Annotated in this window: 20 protein-coding genes; 9 read left to right on the forward strand and 11 right to left on the reverse strand. The window is 34.5% G+C overall.

Going from position 1 to position 20,813, the window contains the following annotated elements; genetic code table 11:
• Positions 1-3: 3 nt before the first annotated feature.
• The 3 genes from D7004_RS06660 to D7004_RS06670 form a co-directional block, all read right to left on the reverse strand.
• Positions 4-1,284, reverse strand: a complete 1,281-nt coding sequence (locus D7004_RS06660) for an adenylosuccinate synthase (RefSeq protein WP_123205097.1) — start codon at positions 1,282-1,284, stop codon at positions 4-6.
• A 40-nt stretch (positions 1,285-1,324) separates the two neighbouring features.
• Positions 1,325-1,822, reverse strand: a complete 498-nt coding sequence (locus tag D7004_RS06665) for a Fur family transcriptional regulator (RefSeq protein ID WP_123205098.1) — start codon at positions 1,820-1,822, stop codon at positions 1,325-1,327.
• Between the two features lie 350 nt (positions 1,823-2,172).
• The gene (locus D7004_RS06670) at positions 2,173-4,380 is read right to left on the reverse strand and encodes a RelA/SpoT family protein (protein WP_123205099.1); all 2,208 of its coding nucleotides are present in this window, start codon (positions 4,378-4,380) and stop codon (positions 2,173-2,175) included.
• A 109-nt stretch (positions 4,381-4,489) separates the two neighbouring features.
• Between D7004_RS06670 and D7004_RS06675 the strand changes: the two genes are divergently transcribed.
• From D7004_RS06675 to D7004_RS06690, 4 genes are all read left to right on the forward strand, one after another.
• Positions 4,490-5,104 (forward strand): DUF4294 domain-containing protein, encoded by a 615-nt coding sequence (locus D7004_RS06675; protein WP_123205100.1) that lies wholly within the window; start codon positions 4,490-4,492, stop codon positions 5,102-5,104.
• A gap of 6 nt (positions 5,105-5,110) precedes the next feature.
• Positions 5,111-5,629, forward strand: coding sequence for a glutathione peroxidase (locus tag D7004_RS06680; RefSeq protein WP_341867666.1), 519 nt, complete (start codon positions 5,111-5,113; stop codon positions 5,627-5,629).
• Positions 5,630-5,633: 4 nt separating this feature from the next.
• Positions 5,634-6,350 (forward strand): bacillithiol biosynthesis deacetylase BshB1, encoded by a 717-nt coding sequence (gene bshB1 / locus D7004_RS06685; RefSeq protein ID WP_123205102.1) that lies wholly within the window; start codon positions 5,634-5,636, stop codon positions 6,348-6,350.
• A 408-nt stretch (positions 6,351-6,758) separates the two neighbouring features.
• Complete coding sequence (locus tag D7004_RS06690) at positions 6,759-8,120, forward strand: acyl-CoA dehydrogenase family protein (protein ID WP_123205103.1); 1,362 nt, start codon at positions 6,759-6,761, stop codon at positions 8,118-8,120.
• Positions 8,121-8,385: 265 nt separating this feature from the next.
• Here the strand turns inward: D7004_RS06690 and D7004_RS06700 are convergent, their stop codons facing one another.
• The 3 genes from D7004_RS06700 to D7004_RS06710 all read right to left on the reverse strand — a co-directional run bounded on the left by D7004_RS06700 (position 8,386) and on the right by D7004_RS06710 (position 11,197).
• A complete protein-coding gene (locus D7004_RS06700) occupies positions 8,386-8,790 on the reverse strand; it encodes a hypothetical protein (protein WP_123205105.1) in 405 nt (134 codons plus the stop codon).
• Between the two features lie 2 nt (positions 8,791-8,792).
• The gene (gene lat, locus D7004_RS06705; protein ID WP_123205106.1) at positions 8,793-10,124 is read right to left on the reverse strand and encodes an L-lysine 6-transaminase; all 1,332 of its coding nucleotides are present in this window, start codon (positions 10,122-10,124) and stop codon (positions 8,793-8,795) included.
• A 203-nt stretch (positions 10,125-10,327) separates the two neighbouring features.
• Positions 10,328-11,197, reverse strand: coding sequence for a 1-aminocyclopropane-1-carboxylate deaminase/D-cysteine desulfhydrase (locus D7004_RS06710; RefSeq protein WP_123205107.1), 870 nt, complete (start codon positions 11,195-11,197; stop codon positions 10,328-10,330).
• Between the two features lie 451 nt (positions 11,198-11,648).
• Here D7004_RS06710 and D7004_RS06715 point away from each other — a divergent pair, with 451 nt between their 5' ends.
• Both D7004_RS06715 and D7004_RS06720 read left to right on the forward strand, forming a co-directional pair.
• The gene (locus tag D7004_RS06715; RefSeq protein WP_123205108.1) at positions 11,649-12,677 is read left to right on the forward strand and encodes an RluA family pseudouridine synthase; all 1,029 of its coding nucleotides are present in this window, start codon (positions 11,649-11,651) and stop codon (positions 12,675-12,677) included.
• A 3-nt stretch (positions 12,678-12,680) separates the two neighbouring features.
• Positions 12,681-13,526 (forward strand): aminotransferase class IV, encoded by an 846-nt coding sequence (locus D7004_RS06720; RefSeq protein WP_123205109.1) that lies wholly within the window; start codon positions 12,681-12,683, stop codon positions 13,524-13,526.
• Between the two features lie 89 nt (positions 13,527-13,615).
• On the opposite strand, the gene fmt is transcribed toward D7004_RS06720, so the two are convergent.
• Entirely contained in the window at positions 13,616-14,524 is a 909-nt protein-coding gene (gene fmt / locus D7004_RS06725) for a methionyl-tRNA formyltransferase (protein WP_123205110.1), read from the reverse strand.
• 88 nt (positions 14,525-14,612) lie between these two features.
• On the opposite strand from fmt, the gene D7004_RS06730 reads away from it, so the two are divergent.
• Positions 14,613-15,656: a DNA topoisomerase IB gene (locus D7004_RS06730; RefSeq protein WP_123205111.1), complete on the forward strand. Its 1,044-nt coding sequence runs from the start codon at positions 14,613-14,615 to the stop codon at positions 15,654-15,656.
• Positions 15,657-15,714: 58 nt separating this feature from the next.
• Here D7004_RS06730 and D7004_RS06735 read toward each other — a convergent pair whose 3' ends face one another.
• Positions 15,715-15,921, reverse strand: coding sequence for a hypothetical protein (locus tag D7004_RS06735; protein WP_123205112.1), 207 nt, complete (start codon positions 15,919-15,921; stop codon positions 15,715-15,717).
• An 87-nt stretch (positions 15,922-16,008) separates the two neighbouring features.
• Entirely contained in the window at positions 16,009-17,280 is a 1,272-nt protein-coding gene (locus D7004_RS06740; protein ID WP_123205113.1) for an exo-beta-N-acetylmuramidase NamZ family protein, read from the reverse strand.
• A 155-nt stretch (positions 17,281-17,435) separates the two neighbouring features.
• Here D7004_RS06740 and D7004_RS06745 point away from each other — a divergent pair, with 155 nt between their 5' ends.
• Positions 17,436-18,656: an ABC transporter permease gene (locus D7004_RS06745; RefSeq protein WP_123205114.1), complete on the forward strand. Its 1,221-nt coding sequence runs from the start codon at positions 17,436-17,438 to the stop codon at positions 18,654-18,656.
• Positions 18,657-18,659: 3 nt separating this feature from the next.
• On the opposite strand, the gene D7004_RS06750 is transcribed toward D7004_RS06745, so the two are convergent.
• Together D7004_RS06750 and D7004_RS06755 are read right to left on the reverse strand one after the other, a co-directional pair.
• Positions 18,660-19,067: a hypothetical protein gene (locus tag D7004_RS06750; RefSeq protein ID WP_148042767.1), complete on the reverse strand. Its 408-nt coding sequence runs from the start codon at positions 19,065-19,067 to the stop codon at positions 18,660-18,662.
• 52 nt (positions 19,068-19,119) lie between these two features.
• Positions 19,120-19,920 (reverse strand): tRNA pseudouridine synthase A, encoded by an 801-nt coding sequence (locus D7004_RS06755; RefSeq protein WP_123205116.1) that lies wholly within the window; start codon positions 19,918-19,920, stop codon positions 19,120-19,122.
• Between the two features lie 204 nt (positions 19,921-20,124).
• On the opposite strand from D7004_RS06755, the gene D7004_RS20590 reads away from it, so the two are divergent.
• Entirely contained in the window at positions 20,125-20,301 is a 177-nt protein-coding gene (locus D7004_RS20590; RefSeq protein WP_167459428.1) for a hypothetical protein, read from the forward strand.
• Positions 20,302-20,813: the final 512 nt, after the last annotated feature.

Below are 20,813 nucleotides of genomic sequence, written 5' to 3' on the forward strand. Positions count from 1 at the left end.
ATTTTAGTTTAATATTAATGTCTGTGCTCTATCTGGTCCTACAGAAAGGTATTTTATCGGCACTTCTAATTCTTTTTCTAAAAATTCGATGTATGCAGTAAGTTTAGCAGGAATTTCATCAACCTTAGTGATTTTAGTAACATCAGTTTCCCAGCCATCAATTGCTTTTAAAACTGGCTTAGGCTCAATTGAAATAATATCATATGGCATGTAATCGATTGTTTCGCCATTATATTCGTAATGTGTACAAGCATAAATAGTGTCAAAGCCATCTAAAACATCTGCTTTCATCATAATTAATTCGGTTACTCCGTTTAACATAATGGCATATTTTAATGCTGGTAAATCTATCCATCCGCAACGGCGAGCACGACCAGTTGTTGCACCAAATTCGTGACCAATCTGACGAAGATTTTCACCAACTTCATTATCTAATTCGGTTGGAAAAGGGCCACCACCAACACGAGTACAATATGCTTTGAAAATGCCGTAAACAGCACCAACTTTGTTTGGCGCAATACCTAAACCGGTGCAAGCACCAGCTGTGGTTGTATTACTAGAGGTTACAAATGGATACGATCCAAAATCCACATCCAATAATGTTCCTTGTGCACCTTCAGCTAGAACAGCTTTTCCTTCTTTTAAATAGCCATTAACGAAATGTTCGCTATCAACGTGTGGAATTGTTTTTAAGAATTCAATGGCTTCAAAAAACGAAGCTTCTTTTTCTCCTAATTCATATTCAAAACCTTCATAATGAGAAAGGATTTCGGTATGCTTTTCAACTAATTTTTGATAACGCTCTTTAAAATCAGGCAAGGTAGTATCGCCAACACGCAAACCATTACGTCCGGTTTTATCCATATATGTTGGGCCAATTCCTTTTAAAGTAGAACCAATTTTATTTTTACCCATTCTAGCTTCGTTTGCTGCATCCAATAATTGGTGCGTAGGCAAAATTAAGTGTGCTTTACGGGCAATTACCAATTTACCATCAGCTACTGGGTCGTGACCTGCTTTTTTAAGGTTATCTAACTCTCTTTTTAAAATAATCGGATCGATAACTACACCATTACCAATAAGGTTCATGGTTTTTTCGTTAAAGATTCCTGAAGGGATAGTATTTAGAACGAATTTTTTGCCATCGAATTCTAGCGTGTGTCCTGCGTTAGGGCCACCTTGAAAACGGGCAATAAGATCATATTTCGGACTAAGAACATCAACGATTTTTCCCTTTCCTTCGTCGCCCCATTGCAGGCCGAGAAGTACATCTACTTGCGTCATTATTTAAAAATTAAGCTGGTTTTATTTTTTGTGGATTGATTTAATTTGCTTCAAGTTTTGCCGCTGTAGCAGCATTTTCACTCACTTTTCTGGCCATACTGCAATCAGAGCAAAAGCCATAAAGATTTAAAGAATGGTGTTTAACATCGAATTTCAATAAGTCGCCAACCATGGTTTGAATCTGATGAATTCGTGGATCGCAAAACTCTACAACTTTACCGCACTCAATGCAAATTACATGGTCGTGCTGGCGGTAGCCATAAGATTTTTCAAACTGAGCCATGTTTTTACCAAACTGATGTTTAGTAACCAAATCGCAGGAAACCAAAAGCTCTAAAGTATTGTAAACCGTAGCGCGACTAACACGGTACTTTTGGTTTTTCATGTGGATGTAGAGGGTTTCAACATCGAAATGATCGTTTCTGGAATATATTTCTTCCAATATTGCGAAACGCTCCGGTGTTTTACGCAGATTTTTGTTCTCTAAATAAGCTTCAAAAATCTTGCGAACCAGCTCATTTGTTTTTTGTTCAGACATAGTTTTTAAACTCCGTTCAAAGGTATATAAATTGTTTGATTTTCAACTGTAAGTTTGTTGAAATGTTGTAATAAGTCAAGGGGTTGACGGTTATCAGTTATCGGTTGCCAGTTGTCAGTTGTCAGTTTCCAGTTGCCAGTTGCCAGTTTTCTGTTGCCGGTTAACAGTTATGGGTTGCTAGTTACCAACTATGAGTTTTTTTAGCCCTTTATTGGTTACCGTTATGGTTTGACAAAAACACTTAGCTTAAAGATTTATCAAATTAAACCTTTCAACATAATAACATCTAAATCCATCGTCCATCGTCCATCGTCCATCGTTCATCATCCCTTATCCATTTTCCATCATTCCTACGCGTCAAATCTAGTTACACCAGTAACACCTTTAACTTTTAATAAATTTTTAATCAAATTTTCAAGATGCTCGGTATCGTTAACAAATATCATAATCGAACCATCAAAAATTCCTTCATTCGTATCAACCGTAATAGAGCGCATATTCACTTTAAAATCAGTTGAAATAACTCGTGTAATATTATTAATTAAGCCAACATCATCAATACCAACAATGCGTAAACCAGTTAAAAATGTTAGTTCCTGTTGCTTATTCCATTTTGCTTTTACAATGCGATAACCATAATTAGACATCAGTTGGGTTGCATTAGGGCAATTGGTACGATGAATTTTTATGCCTTCGCTTACGGTTACAAAGCCAAAAACATCATCGCCTGGAATAGGGTTACAACAAGCAGCAAGGGTATAATCAATCTTTTGTAAGTCTTCACCGATAAGTAAAATATCATTTTCTGCACCCTTCATTTTCGTTTTAACCATATCTTCGGTTAAATTTTCAGGGCGTTCTGGTCCGCGTGTTTCTACTTCTTTCTCACTCGATAAATATTCCTTAATATCTTTAAGTTCGATTTTACCTAAAGCAACATTTACAAATAACTCTTGTGTAGATGGTAGCTTAAAGAAATAGCTTATTTTTTGTAAATTATCAGTATTGTAGGTAATTTTTAACGATTTTAATTTGCGTTCTAATATCTCTTTTCCGGTTTCTGCTATTTTTCTTTTTTCTTCTTTTAATGATGATTTAATTTTTGATTTAGCTTTCGCAGTAACCACAACATTAAGCCAGTCTTCTTTTGGTGTTTGCTTGCTAGAAGTAATAATTTCTACCTGATCTCCATTTTGTAATTTATATGAAATTGGAACCAGCTTATGATTTACTTTGGCTCCAATACACGTAGCACCGACGCCTGTATGAATTTCAAATGCAAAATCGAGTGCAGTTGCACCTAATGGTAGCTGAATTAAGGCACCTTTTGGCGTGAAAATAAAAATCTCATCAGAGAAAAGATTCATTTTAAAATCATCCAAAAAGTCTAAAGCATTAGCTTCTGGATTATTCAGCATTTCTCTCACTTTCTGAATCCATTGATCTAAACCGTTATCATTGCTTGATTCTTTATATTTCCAATGCGCTGCAAAACCTTTTTCGGCAATTTCATTCATTCTTTGAGTACGAATTTGTACTTCAACCCATTGACCACGAGGCCCCATAACCGTTGTATGGAGCGACTCATAACCATTTCCTTTTGGAGAAGAAACCCAATCTCGTAACCTATCCGGATTTGGCCGATATAAATCTGTAACTATCGAATAAGCTTTCCAGCAATCTGCCTTTTCGTTTTCGTAAGCGCTATCTAAAATTATCCTAATGGCAAAAAGATCATATACCTCTTCAAAAGGAATATTTTTCTTTTTCATCTTGTTCCAAATGGAGTGTATGGATTTTGGCCGGCCATAAACATCCGCTTCCAAACCTTGCTCATGCACAATTTCATCAATTGGTTCTACAAACTTTTTGATGAACATGTTTCGTTCGGTCTTCTTTTCGTTTAATTTTTTTGCTATGAATTTATATGTTTCAGGCTCTAGATATTTCATTGAAAGATCTTCCAGTTCTGATTTTATTGCGTACAAACCAAGACGGTGTGCAAGCGGTGCATATAAATAAATGGTTTCAGAGGCAATTTTAAGCTGTTTATGTCGAGGCATAAAATCCATTGTACGCATGTTATGCAATCTATCTGCAAGCTTAATTAAAATTACTCTTACATCATCCGCCAGGGTAAGTAGCATTTTCCTAAAATTCTCTGCCTGCAGCGAACTGTTGGTATCGAATACACCTGAAATTTTGGTTAAACCATCAATAATTTTGGCGGTTTTTTTACCAAATTCGCGTTCGATATCCTCTAAGGTAATGTCTGTATCCTCAACAACGTCATGCAAAAGGGCGCAAACAATAGAAGTTGTACCCAAACCTATTTCTTCTGCGGCAATTTGAGCTACGGCAATCGGATGGTAAATGTATGGCTCGCCAGATTTTCGGCGCATATCTTTGTGGCTATCCAAAGCCATATCAAATGCTTTCCTAATTTCCTTCTTATCACCTTTTTGTAAAGTAGATTTGCTTGCCCGCAACAATGCCCTATATCTTTTAAGTATTTCTTGTTTTTCTGCTTCTAAATCAATTACTAACTCTATTTTCATTTGTATTTTTTGCGTAAAAAATTGCGTCTTATTATCTAATAAAACTTATATTAGTTGTGTTAAACTTCTAATATATGAAATAACACCTAACTTTGTAAAGTATAAATTTATGAATTTTAAAGGGCTATTTTTTCTGTTAATTGTAATGATTTTCGGCATTTCGCTGCAAGCCCAGGAATATACTGCCCCTGTTTTTCCAAAATTGGGTAAAGCAGATACAATCAAAGTTGGCTCTACAAATGATAATGGTGTAATGATTCCATGGATGCAACTGAATGAAGTTTCTATTTTCGCTGCAAGGAAATGGAAATCGCCAGCAGAACAAGCCGCCTATAATCGGTTGCGATACAATGTTTTAAAAGTTATGCCTTATGCGCTTTTTGCTAAACGTAGGTACGAACAATTAGAACGCGATTTATTAACGGCTCCGGAAAAGAAGCAACAGAAAGCATTAGTCAAGCAATGCGACAATGAAATAAAAGATATGTTTAATCGGGAGATTAAAGATTTGACCATAACTCAGGGTCAGATTTTGACTAAACTGATTGATAGAGAAGTTGGACGAACAACCTATGATATTGTTAAACAAACTAAAGGTGGTTTTGCCGCTTTTTCTTATCAAATTGTTGCTCGCGTTGTTGGTCATAATTTAAAAAGTACGTACAATAAGGATGAAGACCGCGATATCGAATCCATTATCAGAACTTCGGGTTTTTACCAATAACCATAAATGATGAAGGAAAATATTCCGAATATATATTCATTTAAAGTGAAAAAGATTAATGGTGAAGATCAACTCTTATCCGCTTACAGAAATAAGGTAATTTTGATTGTTAATACCGCATCTGAATGTGGTTTTACGCCACAGCTACGTGAATTGCAGCAATTAAAAGATGAAATTAATCATCCCGATTTTGAAATTCTTGGCTTCCCAACAAATGATTTTGGTAAACAGGAACCACTAAACGGTAATGATTTAACTTCCTTTTGTGAGATAAATCATGGAGTTAAATTTCCTGTATTTGATAAGATTATGGTTAGAGGTGCTCATGCACATCCTCTTTATCAATTTTTGAGCGATAAGAAATTAAATACCAAAATCAGCTCCGTTCCGAGGTGGAATTTTCATAAATACTTGATTAACAGAAAAGGCGAAGTAGAAGATTACTTCTTTCCGTTTACTAAGCCATTAAGTTCAAAATTAAAGAAAAAGGTACTCCGCCTTTTAGAAGTAAACACTACCAAATAAATTAATGAAATTAGATATTTTAGTTATAGCCGTTCATCCTGATGATGCAGAGCTTTGTTGCTCAGGAACCATTTTAAAACACATTGCTTTAGGTAAAAAAGTTGGTATTGTAGATTTAACAAGAGGTGAATTAGGAACCAGAGGTACGGCAGAAACCAGAGACGAAGAAGCTGCCGACTCTGCCAGAATATTAGGTTTGCATGCCCGGGAGAATTTGAGGTTCAGAGATGGTTTTTTTCAAAATGATGAGCAGCATAGGTTAGAAGTAATTAAAGTAATTAGAAAATATCAGCCAGAAATTATATTAAGTAATGCTTTAGAAGATCGCCATCCCGACCATGGGAGGGCAGGAGATTTAGTTTATGATTCCGTTTTCTTATCAGGCTTACCAAAAATAGAAACTGAAGTTGATGGACAAAATCAAAGCGCTCATCGCCCACGATTGTTATTGCAATACATTCAAGACAGGTACATAAAACCAGATGTAATAGTAGATATTACGGAACACATGGATGTTAAAATTAAATCTATCCAAGCATTTAAAACTCAATTTTATAATCCTGATGTAGAAGGGTTAGACACGTATATTTCCTCTCCCGAATTTTTTGAAAGCATGATTGGTCGCTCCAGAGAATTTGGCAAAAGCATTGGTGCAACTTTCGGTGAAGGTTTTACTTCAAGGAAGCTCTTAGGTGTTGACAATTTGTTCAATTTGAGGTAATTTCTAATCACGTAAGGCAGTATTATGAACGTAAAATTTTTATTATTAGTCGGCTTAGGTTGTGAAATATGTTTACCACCTGAGACACCTTAGTCAGTCAGTTTAACTCTTATTTCTTAGGTGTCTTAGGTGGTGAAACAAAGTAGTACGTTTTACCATTTAAGACCCATAGCCATTCAGTTTTTGTTCGTATTTCTTAAGCGGTTAAAAAGCAATATGTTTTACCACCTAAGACACCTTAGCCAGTCAGCTTAACTCTTGTTTCTTAGGTGTCTCAGGTGGTTACAAAAAGTAATATCATTTACTGTCAAATTAACCTTAACCAGTAAATTCCACTTCATATTTCCTTTGGTGTTGAACATCCTCAACAAAATCACCACTCGTTTGTTATTCTAAAAACGAATAATAATGGCGAACATATTCACATCTTTAAAGGGTGCTTATAATCTATTTAAGCATTTAGATTTTGATAAGCTTGAAGCATTATCTAAAAAAGTTGATATTCCCAAAATGGTAGAAACCATATCAAACCTGGATGAAAAACAATTGTCGGGTATGATGAAGCTGGCAGGTGGCAATAGAAAAGAACAAGAATTGCCTCCAATCGAAGGGGATTTTTATCATCTTGGGGATGAAGCTTTGAAAGACGAAGAACGGGCATTACAACTAAAAGTTCGGGCTTTTTTAGAGAAGGAAGTAAAACCTATTGTTAATGATTATTGGAACAAAGCAGAATTCCCATTCGAAATAATCCCAAAATTAGCCAAATTAAATATTTGTGGTTTAACATACAAAGGCTACGGTTGTCCGGGTAAATCCAATTTAATGGAAGGTATTTTAGCTATGGAAATGGCTAGGATAGACACCTCAATTTCTACATTTTTTGGTGTTCAAAGTGGTTTAGCCATGGGCTCAATTTATCTCTGTGGTTCTGAAGAGCAAAAGCAACAATGGTTGCCATTAATGCAGCAGTTTAAAATTATTGGCGCATTTGGATTAACCGAGCCTGAAGTAGGTTCTGCTGCGGCTGGCGGATTAACCACTACATGTAAAAATGTTGATGGTAAGTGGATTCTGAACGGTCAGAAAAAGTGGATTGGTAATGCCACTTTTGCCGACATTTTAATTATCTGGGCTAGAGATGTAGATGACAATGAAGTTAAAGGCTTTATTGTTAAGAAAGATAATCCTGGTTTTTCCGTAGGAAAAATGAAAGATAAAATGGCGCTCCGTATTGTTCAGAATGGTGTTATCACACTAACCAATTGCGAAGTTTTTGAAGTTGATAGATTGCAAAATGCCAACAGTTTTAAAGATACTGCAAAAGTTTTAAGAATGACAAGGGCAGGTGTGGCTTGGCAGGCCGTTGGCTGTGCTCGTGGTGCTTATGAAAATGCTTTGGAATATACCAGAACCAGAAAACAGTTCGGTAAACCAATCGCATCTTTCCAATTAATTCAAAATCATTTGGTAGAAATGTTATCGAATTTAACAGCCATGCAAACTTTATGTTTTCGATTATCGCAATTGCAAGACCAAGGTTTGCTGAAAGATGAACATGCATCGCTAGCAAAAGTGTTCTGTTCGTTAAGAACTAGAGATGTGGTGAGCAAAGCCAGAGAAGTTATGGGTGGGAATGGAATATTGCTCGAATATAACGTAGCCCGTTTTGTTGCAGATGCAGAAGCAATTTATTCTTACGAAGGAACAAAAGAAATAAACACATTAATTGTAGGAAGAGCTATAACGGGGTTTTCGGCCTTTGTATAGCAAAATTGATTAAGTTGAATATTAAGATTCATTAGTATTTTTTGATTCTTGAAAATCAGATTTCTGTGCCTTTCGGTTGCTTTAGCCCTGCTTTTCGCTGTAGCCCCGATGAAAAATCGGGGGCTGCCGCTGCAATCCGGTTTAGATTTGGAAAGCCTGCTCCGAGCAAAGTTCTATAAACTTAAATTTGATATAAGAAGAAGATGCGTAGCAACTATGCCAATTGTAAAATTGATAAAATCTTCGACTTTGGGTGAATTAATATTTATTTAAATGGCTCTTTATTAAATGCTACCTGGCTCATTGCGCTTTTTTCATATAGAGCAATACAAGATTTGTTAAACGATTCCTCAAAATTTACATTCCCAGGGTGTAAAACTTTCGGGACATTGTTGCCTTCTAAAAAGTAATAAACTTTGGTGTTTCCATATTTGGTGTGCGGCATTAAATTGCCGTAGTCTTCCAGTTCCTTCCAAACTGTATCCTTTACGGTAACCACATAAATCCGTTGTACTGGACCTGTATTATTGGCATTTCTATATTTTGCTACCTCTTTAAAACCGGCTTTCATATCATCAACACCAGGTTGATTTAGCGTATCTCTAACCATGAAGTAAACCAAGATTAATACACCTGCGGTAATAAAATATATTAGAAATTTTCTGTTCATGCTTACAATTGAAGCAATATTTTTTCCATAACGGTCAAGCCTTCGTCAATATGTTTTTGTTCGATACAAAGTGCCGGACGAAAGCGAATGGTTTGGCTACCACAACCTAAAAACATTACGTTGTGCTCCAGTCCTTTAGCTATGAAGGCATTTCTCATTTCTTTGTTAGGGAAATCAAAAGAACACAATAAACCGCGACCCCTAACATTGCTCATTTTGTCGAACTTACTGGCAAAACTTTTTAAATGCTCCTGAAGATAGTTTCCAACTTTGGTAGCATTATCACATAGGTTATCTTCCTCAATAATTTGTAAAATTTGGGTAGAACGAACCATATCAACTAAGTTTCCGCCCCAGGTTGAGTTTATCCGGCTAGGGATTTTGAATACGTTAGTTTCAACCTCATCTACTTTATGGCCTACTAAAATACCACAAACCTGCATCTTTTTTCCAAAGGCAACTATGTCTGGTCTGGCTTTTTCGCTAAAATGTTGGTGACACCAAAATTTTCCTGTTAAGCCAACACCTGTTTGTACCTCATCGTAAATTAAAAAAGCTTCATTTTCATCAGCAATTTCTTTTAATTGAATTAAAAACTCTTCGCGTAAGTGATTATCACCACCTTCTGATTGAATAGGTTCGATAATAATTGCACAAATATCATCCTTAAAATCAGCGAAGGCCTGCTTTACCTGTGCAATTGATAAATCTTCTGAATGAATAGCTTTATCCAGATTCTCGCCTTGTAACGGGAACTTAACTTCGGGAGTACTTACCCTAGGCCAATCAAATTTTGCATACCATTTTGTTTTATCGGGTAATGTATTGGTTAAACTTAAAGTGTAACCTGTTCTGCCATGAAATGCCTTTTCAAAATGCAAAACTTTAAAACCTTTCTCTTCTTTATAGCCCTTAGCAAAGTTTTTTTGTACTTTCCAATCCATTGCTACTTTAATTGCATTTTCTACAGCTAAGGCACCACCTGCGATGAAAAAGGCGTGGGGTAAATATTCAGGAATTCCCGTTTGGGCAAAAGTTTCTACAAATTGGGCATATTGTTGTGTATAAACATCAGAATTTGATGGATTTGCCATTGCGGCAAGCAGTAAATTCTTTTTAAAAGCCTCATCATTAACCATTTTCGGGTGGTTGTATCCCAGAGGAACAGAGGCAAAACAAGTAAAAAAATCGAGTAAAGTTCTATTGTATTTAGAATCGTAAATATAAGCACCATTACTTCTCTCCATATCATAAGTAAGATCAAAGCCATCTGCTAAAATATGTTTGTTTAAAGTTTCGTTAACTTGATTTGCTGGTACTGTTAATTGATACATAAATTTGTGTATTGGTATAATCCAAATTTACAAAAATGTGGCTGAATACCAATTTTAGAGGCTTTTTGAACTGATTAGCAAAAAATAGGTTTAAACAGTTTAAAGTATGATTATAGACAAAAAGCTTAATTAGACTGCACAGATGTGGAAAACTTTTTGAGGGAATAACAAGCCGATAATAAGGAATTTTGGATTTATATGATTTAAAATTTGTCTTTCATTCCGAATATCCCAAGCAATCCACCAGTGTGAATTGCCAAGATTTTATCATCAGATTTAATGACTTTTTTTAGCTGTAAATCAGTTATTGCATAAAACATTTTTGCCGTATAAACAGGGTCTATCAATAAACCAGTATTTGCGGTAAAGTCCTTAATAAATTTAAAAAGCTCGGGGGTAGTTTTCGCATAACCACCAAAATGATAGTCGGTATGAAGAACAAGATTTTCAATTTTTGGGATATATTTTGATATTTCTTCTTTTATAAAAATACCATTCTTTAAAACCGGTACAACGTGAAGTTTTGTCTTAAGGTTGTTTTTTACAATGCCATCAAGTAAGCCAGCAGCTGTTGTTCCAGTTCCGGCGGCACAAAAAATATGATCATAAACATCGTTAAGCTCATCAATAATTTCTGAGCAGCCTATTACAGCTTCTGTACTGGCACCGCCTTCATCAATGAAATAGGCACTTACATCAGATTTAAAATATTTCTCGAATAGGGCAGGTTTATCTTTATATGATTCCCTATCGGTAAAAATAAGGTACATGCCGAATAGCTCGCAAAGTAAAAGCATTTCATTCTTCACTTTTTCTCCCCTAACAAATGCAGTAGATTTTAATCCCGACCGAGATGCCGCTGCGGCCGTAGCAACAAGGTGATTTGAATATGTGCCACCAAAGGTTACTAAATGATTTTTATTTTCGGCTTCTGCTTTAGCTAAGATGTATTTTAGTTTACGCCATTTATTTCCAGAAATATATGGGTCTATTAAATCATCACGTTTAACAAATAATTTGTTAAAAGCAGCTAATTTTAGCTTTTCTACCGGACTGTATAGTTTTTCAAACACGTGTAAAAATAAAAAACACTTGCTATTTGCAAGTGTTTTTCTGTTCTTTTTGAGTAAGGCGTTACTTAAAATATATCTTTCTTACCAAATAGGGAAAGAAATTAAGAACAATTTTAACATTTTGAGTAAAATTTTTCATAGAAATAATCATTAGGTAGTATGTGTTGTGCAAAAAATAAGCCAATATTATAAAAAGTTGCAAATTTTATCATTCGTTAACACAAAATTAATATCGATACAGCTCATTTTATTCAAAGAGATTGCATCGTAAGTTAAAATGTATAAAGAAAAAAGAGGAGGATTAATGGGATGGGTTATATGTTTGTTTTTTTTATAGGCAATTCATTTAAGGCGTTAATTTATTTTTTATCGAGCATGCAAATATAATACTGTTTTCTGAAAATGTAAAATGAGTCGAAAAACCTAAGTCTTAAAAGTTTATTTTTGCACCATGGAAAACGAGATAGACGTACAGGAAACAGAAGAGCAGGAATTGTACGAACATTTAAAAATTATAGTTGATAAAGGGCAGTCGCTGCTTAGGATTGACAAATTTTTAATGATTAGAATAGAAAATGCATCTCGCAATCGAATTCAAAATGCTATTGACGCAGGGAATGTTTTAGTTAATCAAAAACAAATAAAAGCAAGCTATAAAGTAAAACCCTTTGATGAAATTTCAATTGTTTTACCGCATCCACCACGAGATACTGAGGTTTATCCTGAAGACTTGCCTATAGAAATCATTTATGAGGATAACGATTTGTTGCTCGTAAATAAGGCTGCAGGAATGGTTGTACATCCTGGTTTTAATAATTACACAGGTACGTTAGTAAATGCATTAGCTTTCCATTTCGAAAAATTGCCGCAATTGCCCGGTAATGATGGTCGGCCAGGTTTGGTACATAGAATTGATAAAGATACTTCGGGTTTATTGCTAGTGAGTAAGAATGAAAAATCTATAACACTTTTGGCTCGCCAGTTTTTTGATCATAGCATCACCAGAAAATACATTGCTTTGGTTTGGGGCGATATTGAAAATGATGGAACTGTATCAGGTTACATTGGTAGAAGCCTAAAAGACCGCCGTGTGATGGACGTATATGATGATGAAGACAAGGGAAAATGGTCTGTAACACACTACAAAGTTTTAAAACGATTAGGATATGTTACGTTAATTAGTTGCGAATTGGAAACCGGACGAACGCACCAAATAAGGGCACACATGCAACACATTGGTCGCCCGTTATTTAACGATGCTATGTATGGTGGTGATAAGATTTTAAAAGAAACTACGTTTAACAAGTATAAACAGTTTGTAGAAAATTGCTTTGAATTATTACCAAGACAGGCTTTACACGCTCAAAGTTTAGGTTTTATTCATCCTACAACCAAAGAATATATTTATTTCGAAGCCCCATTGCCAGCCGATTTTAAAGCAGCATTAAACAAATGGGAAAATTATATCGCCGCATCATAAAATATGTCTCATAAGTACCTTTTATTTAATGATGAATTTCATTTAGTTGATACACCTGTATTAACTGCAACTAACAGAGGCTTCACGTTTGGCGATGGCCTTTTTGAAAGCATGAGGATGATTAACAATAAACTTCAGTTTGCAGAATTACATGCGGATAGGTTAGTTTCTGGCATGAAAGCGCTAAAAATGGATGGTTATGCCTTAATGGATGATTATTTTTTAAGACAAAAAACCACCGATTTGGTTAAGAAAAACCGTTGGAATGGTAATGTGCGATTTCGGCTTTCCGTATATCGTGATGGTGCCGGCGTTTATACCCCAGAAAACAATAAAGTTGGCTATGTATTAGAAGGAATACAGTTAGGAAGCAATCGATACGAACTGAATACCAAGGGTTTAATTATTGATGTTTTTGATGAAATGACGAAATCAGTTGATAAGTTATCCAACTATAAAACTTCAAATTCGTTATTGTATGTAATGGCGGGCATTTTTAAAAGCCAAAACCGGTTGGATGAAGCGATGATTTTAAATCAAAATGGTTTTTTGTGCGAAAGTATAAGCGCAAATGTTTTTGTGGTTTATAATAATCAGATATATACGCCTGCTTTAACAGAAGGCTGTATTGGTGGTGTTATGCGTACAGCAATTATGCAATTGGCTAGAATGAACGATATGGCATTGATAGAAGCACAGATAAACCCGGAAATTTTAAAAGAGGCAGAAGAAGTCTTTATTACAAATGCTACACAGGGTATTCAGTGGGTAATGGGCTACGGAAGAAAGCGTTATTTTAATGAAGTTTCTAAATTTTTGATAGAAAAGTTGAATGGCATTAGCGCTTGACAGTTGGCAATTAATAGTTAACAGTGATAATTATCAGTAAACAATTTTCAATTTACAATAAGCAATAACTTTAATTAACAATTTGTCAATTACAATCTAATTCCTCTTAAAAAATCTGCAATTGGCATTCTCTTTTTACCTTCGTATTGTATATCTAAAAGTTTTATAAAGCCATCTTTGGTTGCAAATTTTAGGAAAGTTTTACCATCTGTTAAAAAACCACCAGCCGCTATTCCAGGTTCTTGTAGTTCTATCTCGGCTTTAAAAATTTTAAGTGTTTTATCGTTTAAAATGGTAAAAGCTGTTGGGTAAGGGCTTAAACCTCTAATTAAATTGTGAATTTCTTGTGCATTATTGTTCCAGTTTACTTTGCAATCCTCTTTAAATATTTTAGGTGCATGTTTAAGTTCTTCGGTTTGTGGTTGTGGTTGCTCTGAAACATTATTTTCTGCTATTGCCGTTACCGTTTTAACTAAAAGTTTAGCACCTAAATCCATCAGTTTATCGTGCAATTCTCCTGCACTTTCGTCATCACCAATGGCAATGCTATCACTCAAAATAATATCTCCGGTATCAATTTCATGTGTTAAAAAAAAAGTTGTAACACCACTTTCTTTCTCTCCATTAATTATTGCATGATTAATTGGCGCTGCTCCCCTGTATTGTGGCAATAGCGAACCATGTAAATTAATTGTTCCCTTTGGTGGCATATTCCATACAACTTCGGGCAACATTCTGAAAGCTACAACAACCTGTAAATCGGCTTGAAATGATTTTAATTGGGCTAAAAATTCAGGATTTTTAAGTTTCTCTGGTTGCAAAACAGGAATCTGATGTTCTACGGCATACAATTTTACGGCGCTTTCGCTTAGTTTCTGTCCGCGACCAGCAGGTTTATCTGGAGCCGTAACAACCGCAACAATATTAAAACCAGCTTGCTGTAAAGCAGCTAAAGAAGCTACTGCAAAATCGGGCGTACCCATAAAAACTATTTTCATTTCGATATGTTGTGTTTCTAAAATAAACGTAGGTTGTTGCGTTAAGTTTTGCAAAATAACTAAAATTAAATCATCCTTAAAGGTTAAAATGGTACAAGGCGAAGAAGTTGTTAAAGCAAGCGGATTGGTTTATGTAACCGATGCTATGCCAGGATTTTACCGGAAAGGTAGTCCAGATAAATTCTATTATGAGGATAAGAAGGGCAACAAAATAACAGAACAAAAACATCTTGATAGAATAAAAGCATTGGTGATTCCACCTGCATGGCAAAATGTGTGGATTGCCGGTAAACCAACTGCATATTTACAAGTGACCGGAATTGACGCAGCAGGTAGGAAGCAATATCGATATCATGCTAAATGGACCAGTCGCCGCTCGGAAGATAAATATTACAGATTATATGAGTTTGGTAAAGCATTGCCCGAAGCTAGAAAAAAACTCGCAAAAGATTTAAAACGCAAAGAATTTGATGAGCGAAAAGTCTTGGCTATTTCAGTTGATGTGCTTCAAAAAACTTTAATTAGGATTGGCAATGAGAATTATAAACAGCTCTATGGTACTTTTGGCTTAACAACACTAAGAGATAAACATGTTAAAATAAATGGTAGTAAAATTAACATCGATTTTATAGGGAAAAAGGGAGTGAGGCAGAATGTAGAACTCAATGATAGAACCTTAGCTAATCTGGTAAAAAAATGTCGCGATATTCCTGGTCAGGATTTATTTCAATTTTATTCTAATGGAAAAGAGCATAGAAGCATAGATTCTGGCAAAATAAATAATTATATAAAAGAATTAACCGGTAACGATTTTACCGCAAAGGATTTCCGAACCTGGGGTGGAACATTGGAAGCTTTGCGTCAATTTTCTAAATGTGCGGCAGATGGCGTAAATTTAAATACAAAGAAAACTGTAGTAAATGTACTTGATTGTGTGGCTAAGAAATTAGGAAACACTAGAGCAGTTTGTAAGAGTTCTTATGTTTATCCTTTGCTAATAACGGCTTACGAAAATAATGAACTTGAAAAGTTCATGAAGAAAATGAATAATAAGAAGGCAGTAGAAAAATTAGGTTACGAACACGATGAAAAAGTGATGTTATCGTTTTTAAAAGCTACTGGCAGTAAGTAAAAGTCATAGATAAGTTACTTAGCGCCAAATTGTTTGGCGCTAAGTAACTATCGAAATATTATTCTTTAGGTGCCTTTTTTATCGAATGAACTGGTTGCTCTTCGTTTTCTCTTTGCTCAGCCGGATTTTCAGTTTTAACAGGTTTTTTCGGTGAGCTATCATTAGGTTTTCTAACCGTTTTATTATCAATAGGTTCTCTTCCTTTAGGTACTTCTTCCTGATAATTGCTGCCTGGATTATCGTTGGTTTTTTTCGGTCCGCTCATAAGTAAATTGTTAATGATATTATTCCTATCAACTAACAACACGAGTATTTAGACTATTGTTTCGAGATAATCACTCTGTATGGCTGATTATTTATAAAGCAAATATTTTTTTCGCATCGTTTTATAAGCAGATAAGCCGGGTTCCCAACTTGCTCTTATTTCATCCTCTGTTTTACCAGCGATAACTTGCTTTCTGAAATCAGCTACACCTACTAATATTTCAACTGGCATGGTTTGATTACTTAAAGTAGAATTAAAAAAGTCTTCTTTTTTTGGTGAGGCTTTGTATAAATCTATAACCCAGCTCAAGTTTATTCTTTTATTTTTTCTTAAAATACTGGTGTCATAATTTCTTAAATCAATACCATAACAAACCTGATCTTTAAAAATTGGGGTTTCTGCCATACCTTTAATTCCGGTAGGTGTGTAAGAAAATTCATAAATGCCTTTTAAATAAGGTGCACCAATTATCGTAAATGGAAACTGAGTGCCTCGACCATGATTAAGGTAAATTCCCTCGAAAAGGCAAGTGCTTGGATAAAGTAGAATTGCCTGTTGTGTATTTAAATTTGGAGATGGTTTAACCGGTAAGGTATATTCCATATCGTGATTGTAATTTTCATTTTTGATAACGGTAATTTTGCATTTAACTTTATCTTTTAGCCAACCTTCGCCATTAAGCATTTGAGCATACTCGCCAACTGTTAAGCCATGTGCAATAGGAATCGGTTGTATGCCAATGCCTGATTTAAATTTTGGGTCTAAAATTGGTCCGTCGATTAAGTAACCGTTAGGATTTGGCCGGTCGAAAATAATAAGTTCTTTGTTGTTTGCAGCACAAGCTTCCATAACGTGCTGTAAGGTATTTATGTAGGTATAAAAACGAACGCCTACATCTTGTATATCAAAAATCATCACATCAATACCACTTAAATCCTCAGCAGTTGGCGTACTATGTTTTCCATAAAGCGAAATTACTTTAATGCCTGTTTTTTCATCAATCTCATCATTTACACTAATTCCTGCACTTGCAGCACCTCTAAAACCATGCTCCGGACCAAATATCCGTTCGATTTTCACACCACGTTTTACTAAACTATCAACCGATGTCTGTTTGCCAATTATTGACGTGTTATTAACAACCATGCCAACACGCTTGCCTTTTAGTAAAGGCAGGTATTTTTCGGTTTGCTCAGCACCTGTTTTAATAGAAGTTGGTAATTTTAAATTATCTTTTATTAATGCTTTACGATTTGAAGGCGCTTTATCACCAATTTGTTCGGCCAAAGGTTTTTGCTCTTGTCCGCATGCAGAAATGGTAATTAAGCTTATTAAAGCAAAGCTGATGCATATTTTCATTTTGGTAAATTTAATATTGATTTGAAATAAAACAATTTAGCACTTTTTTGATTGTTGTTAGTTGAGTATTGATTATTTTACGAATACTTAATTATTACCAAAAGTGGCATTTTTAAAAAGGATTTAAGCATTTTTGCGTCCACAAATTTATAAGATTGAATTTCGAATATTTCATAGCGGGGCGAATAGCCATAAAATCAGAACGGACTTTTTCAAAGCTCATTGTACGTATAGCAATTGCTGGCGTAATGTTAAGTTTGGCAGTAATGATACTTTCTATTGCCATTATTAAGGGTTTTAAAACTGAAATTCAGGATAAGGTACGTGGTTTTCAAGGTGATGTACAAATTACCAGATATGATTTAAATAACTCATTTGAACATTCACCATTTATTTTAGATGCCAAAACCGAAAAGCAATTAAAGACTAATCCTGAGGTTAATTATTTTTATCCCTTTGCTACAAAACCTGCTATACTTTCGGCAAATAACGAAATAGAAGGTATAAATTTTAAAGGAATTGATAAAACCTACAACTGGAGTTACATCAAACAACACATTATAAGTGGTACTATTATCGATTTTTCTGATAGTACTGCCGCCATGCAAGAGTTACTAATTTCTAATTATACGGCTAAAAGGCTTAAGCTTAAAACAGGTGATGATTTTATCATGTATTTTGTCCAAAACCAGCTGCGACCACGAAAATTTAAAATTGTAGGTATTTATGATATTGGGGTAGAGGATATAGACAAAGGATTTGTGTTGGGGAATTTGGGCATAGTTAAGCGATTAAACAATTGGAATGCGAATCAAATTGGAGGTGTTGAAATTAAGATTAAAGATTTTAGCAAACTAAAACCTGTGGCCGATGATATTTTCGAAAATTTGCCTCAAAATTTAAGGTCGTATTCTATTAAAGAAACCATACCAAATATTTTTACCTGGTTAAGCCTCCTTGATGTGAACACAAGAGTTTTGCTTATTTTAATGCTGATTGTTGGCGTAATAAATATGGTAACCGCATTGCTGATTATGATTTTAGAACGAACAAATATGATTGGTATGCTAAAATCATTTGGAGCAAGTAATTGGAGCATTATGAAGATATTTCTTTACAATGCAGCTTATTTAATCGGAATAGGACTTTTATTAGGTAATATTCTGGGTTTGGGATTAGGGTTTTTTCAACAATCAACTCATATCTTTAAATTGAATCAAGCTTCATATTTTTTAGCTTATGCACCAATTGAATTTCACTTTATTGATGTTTTAGGATTAAACCTTATTACAATTGTAGTGTGCTTAACCGTTTTAATTGTGCCGTCGTTCTTAATAAGTAAAGTTTCGCCACTAAAGGCAATTCGATTTAAATAATAACTAATCTCTACTGATTTCGAATTGAATAAGTTCTGGTGTGATTGGTGTTGCAGCGTTTGGCAACGGACTAACATTAAGAAGTTTAATCTCGTATTTTACGTTTGATAAATTGATGATAATATCATCGATTGCACCAATTTCCTTGCAATCTCCAACGCAGAATTTTAAATTATGGATATCAAAATCTTCCTGAATTTTTAAATAAACAGTAACACTGCCAGGTGAAGCACAGTTGGCATCTTCCGGACATCTGTTGTCAACAATACTCACTACCGTAAAAGTTACATTTGCAACTTTATTTGGAGTGTTAATTTTAAACTCTTTTACTTCTTTTATGGTTTCGGGCTTCTTTTTGCATGCAAATGTCATTGCAATAAGGCAGATGATAACCATGGGATAATACTTCATAACAAATTATAGGATTTGATTTGATAACGAGTTTCGGGATAGAAACGCTACATTAAACAGAGAACCAATCTGCTCCTTGTTTAGCACTTAAAAATTCTGTTCGGGGTTTAAGATCTAGATATGGGTAAGTTACTTTTGATAAATATAATCCGGTTGGGTGTGCTGGAAGCAATAGTTTGGGCGTTTGTAAATTAATCAGATAGCTTTCAAATTCATCTTTACTCAATTCTCCTTTACCAACCAATAATATTTTACCCATTAAAATTCGTATCATTTTACCTAAAAAGCGATTGCTTGCGATATAAAACCGAATTCTATCGCCATTTTTATCAATAAGCAAATCAGCTTCCATAACGTTGCAAATAGTGTGCTCGTATTTATCAGGATGTGTGCAAAACGCTTTGTAATCTTTGTACTTTGGTAGCAGATTTACCACTTCTTTCATTTTATGTACATCCAGATTTTGTTCGTGGTAATATGAACTTTGGCTATTTAAAAAGGGGTCTTTATAAGTATGTACAAAATAATCATATTTCCTCTGAACAGCATCAAAACGAGCATGAGGCAATCCGTCCATTTTAATAATATCAAAAATTGCAATCGTTGATGGAAGTGCTTTATTTAGAATATAAAGTAAGTCGAAATCAATATCTGAATGGATGTCGGCATGAAAAAAGAACTGGCTCGCATGAACCTGAGCATCTGTTCTGCCACATCCAAATATTGTAATTGGAGTTTTTAAAATTTTAGAAAGTGTTTGTTCAATAACTTCCTGCACGCTTTTTACATTAGGTTGCCGCTGCCAACCGCTAAAATGCTGACCCTGGTATGCAATATGAAAGAAGTACCTCAATTGTGTTTTTATTAAGCTGCAATTTTACGCAAATTTTAGCATCAGGAATATTAATTTAATAATTATACCCAATTGAATCTAGTTTTAGAGAATTATTCAATTATTAGCTGTGTGGAAAACTTAATAGTTTCGCAGGCAAAAAAATTCATTAGATTTTTTAAGTTTGTAATGTTAATATTACAAAATAAATAAAAAATAATTCGTATGGAAAATCAATTCAAAGCTGGCGACAAAGTTTGCCTAAAAAACAATGGTTCTATTGTCTATATATTTCTTTCTTCTGATGGAGAAAAAGCAACATGTCTTAACCCCCAAAATGGAGAAGAACAAATATGGTTGATTGCTTTAATGCCGTATAAAGCGAGTGATTTTCTTTTTTAGACACTATACCAAAAAGTTTATAATTAGTTTCGGCCGCAAATTTTTCACACTATACCTGTAATTGAGGTATTTACGATCTTTTGCGTATATTTGAGTTAAATGAAAAAAGCGTAGTTAGAATACGCCTTTAATTTGTTCATTTTTTTTCGGAAAGGGCTAAGAAACTTCTTAACAGTTCTTAGTTAATCAGAATTAAGCTACGATAGCGACCTCGGCTTGTAATAACAAGGCGGGGTTTTCTGTTTGCAATCGTATAGCAAATGTATGGTTATTGATTCTTTTATTTTGTAACATTATCGTTATATTACATTTGTTTTGAATTCCGAAATTCATAGACATTAAACTTCTAGGAATCTAGAAGCTATTCTTCTTCTAGATCTTAAATCAATTTCAAAAGTTTTTCAATATTTTTTATTTTTGCCTTATCTTTTGCAATATGGAAATCATGCCATATTGAATCAAATCTTAAAGAAATACTGATTTCTGATTGAGTGTAATTCTTTACTATAGCT

The organism is Pedobacter jejuensis, assembly GCF_003725795.1.
GTDB lineage: Bacteria > Bacteroidota > Bacteroidia > Sphingobacteriales > Sphingobacteriaceae > Pedobacter > Pedobacter jejuensis.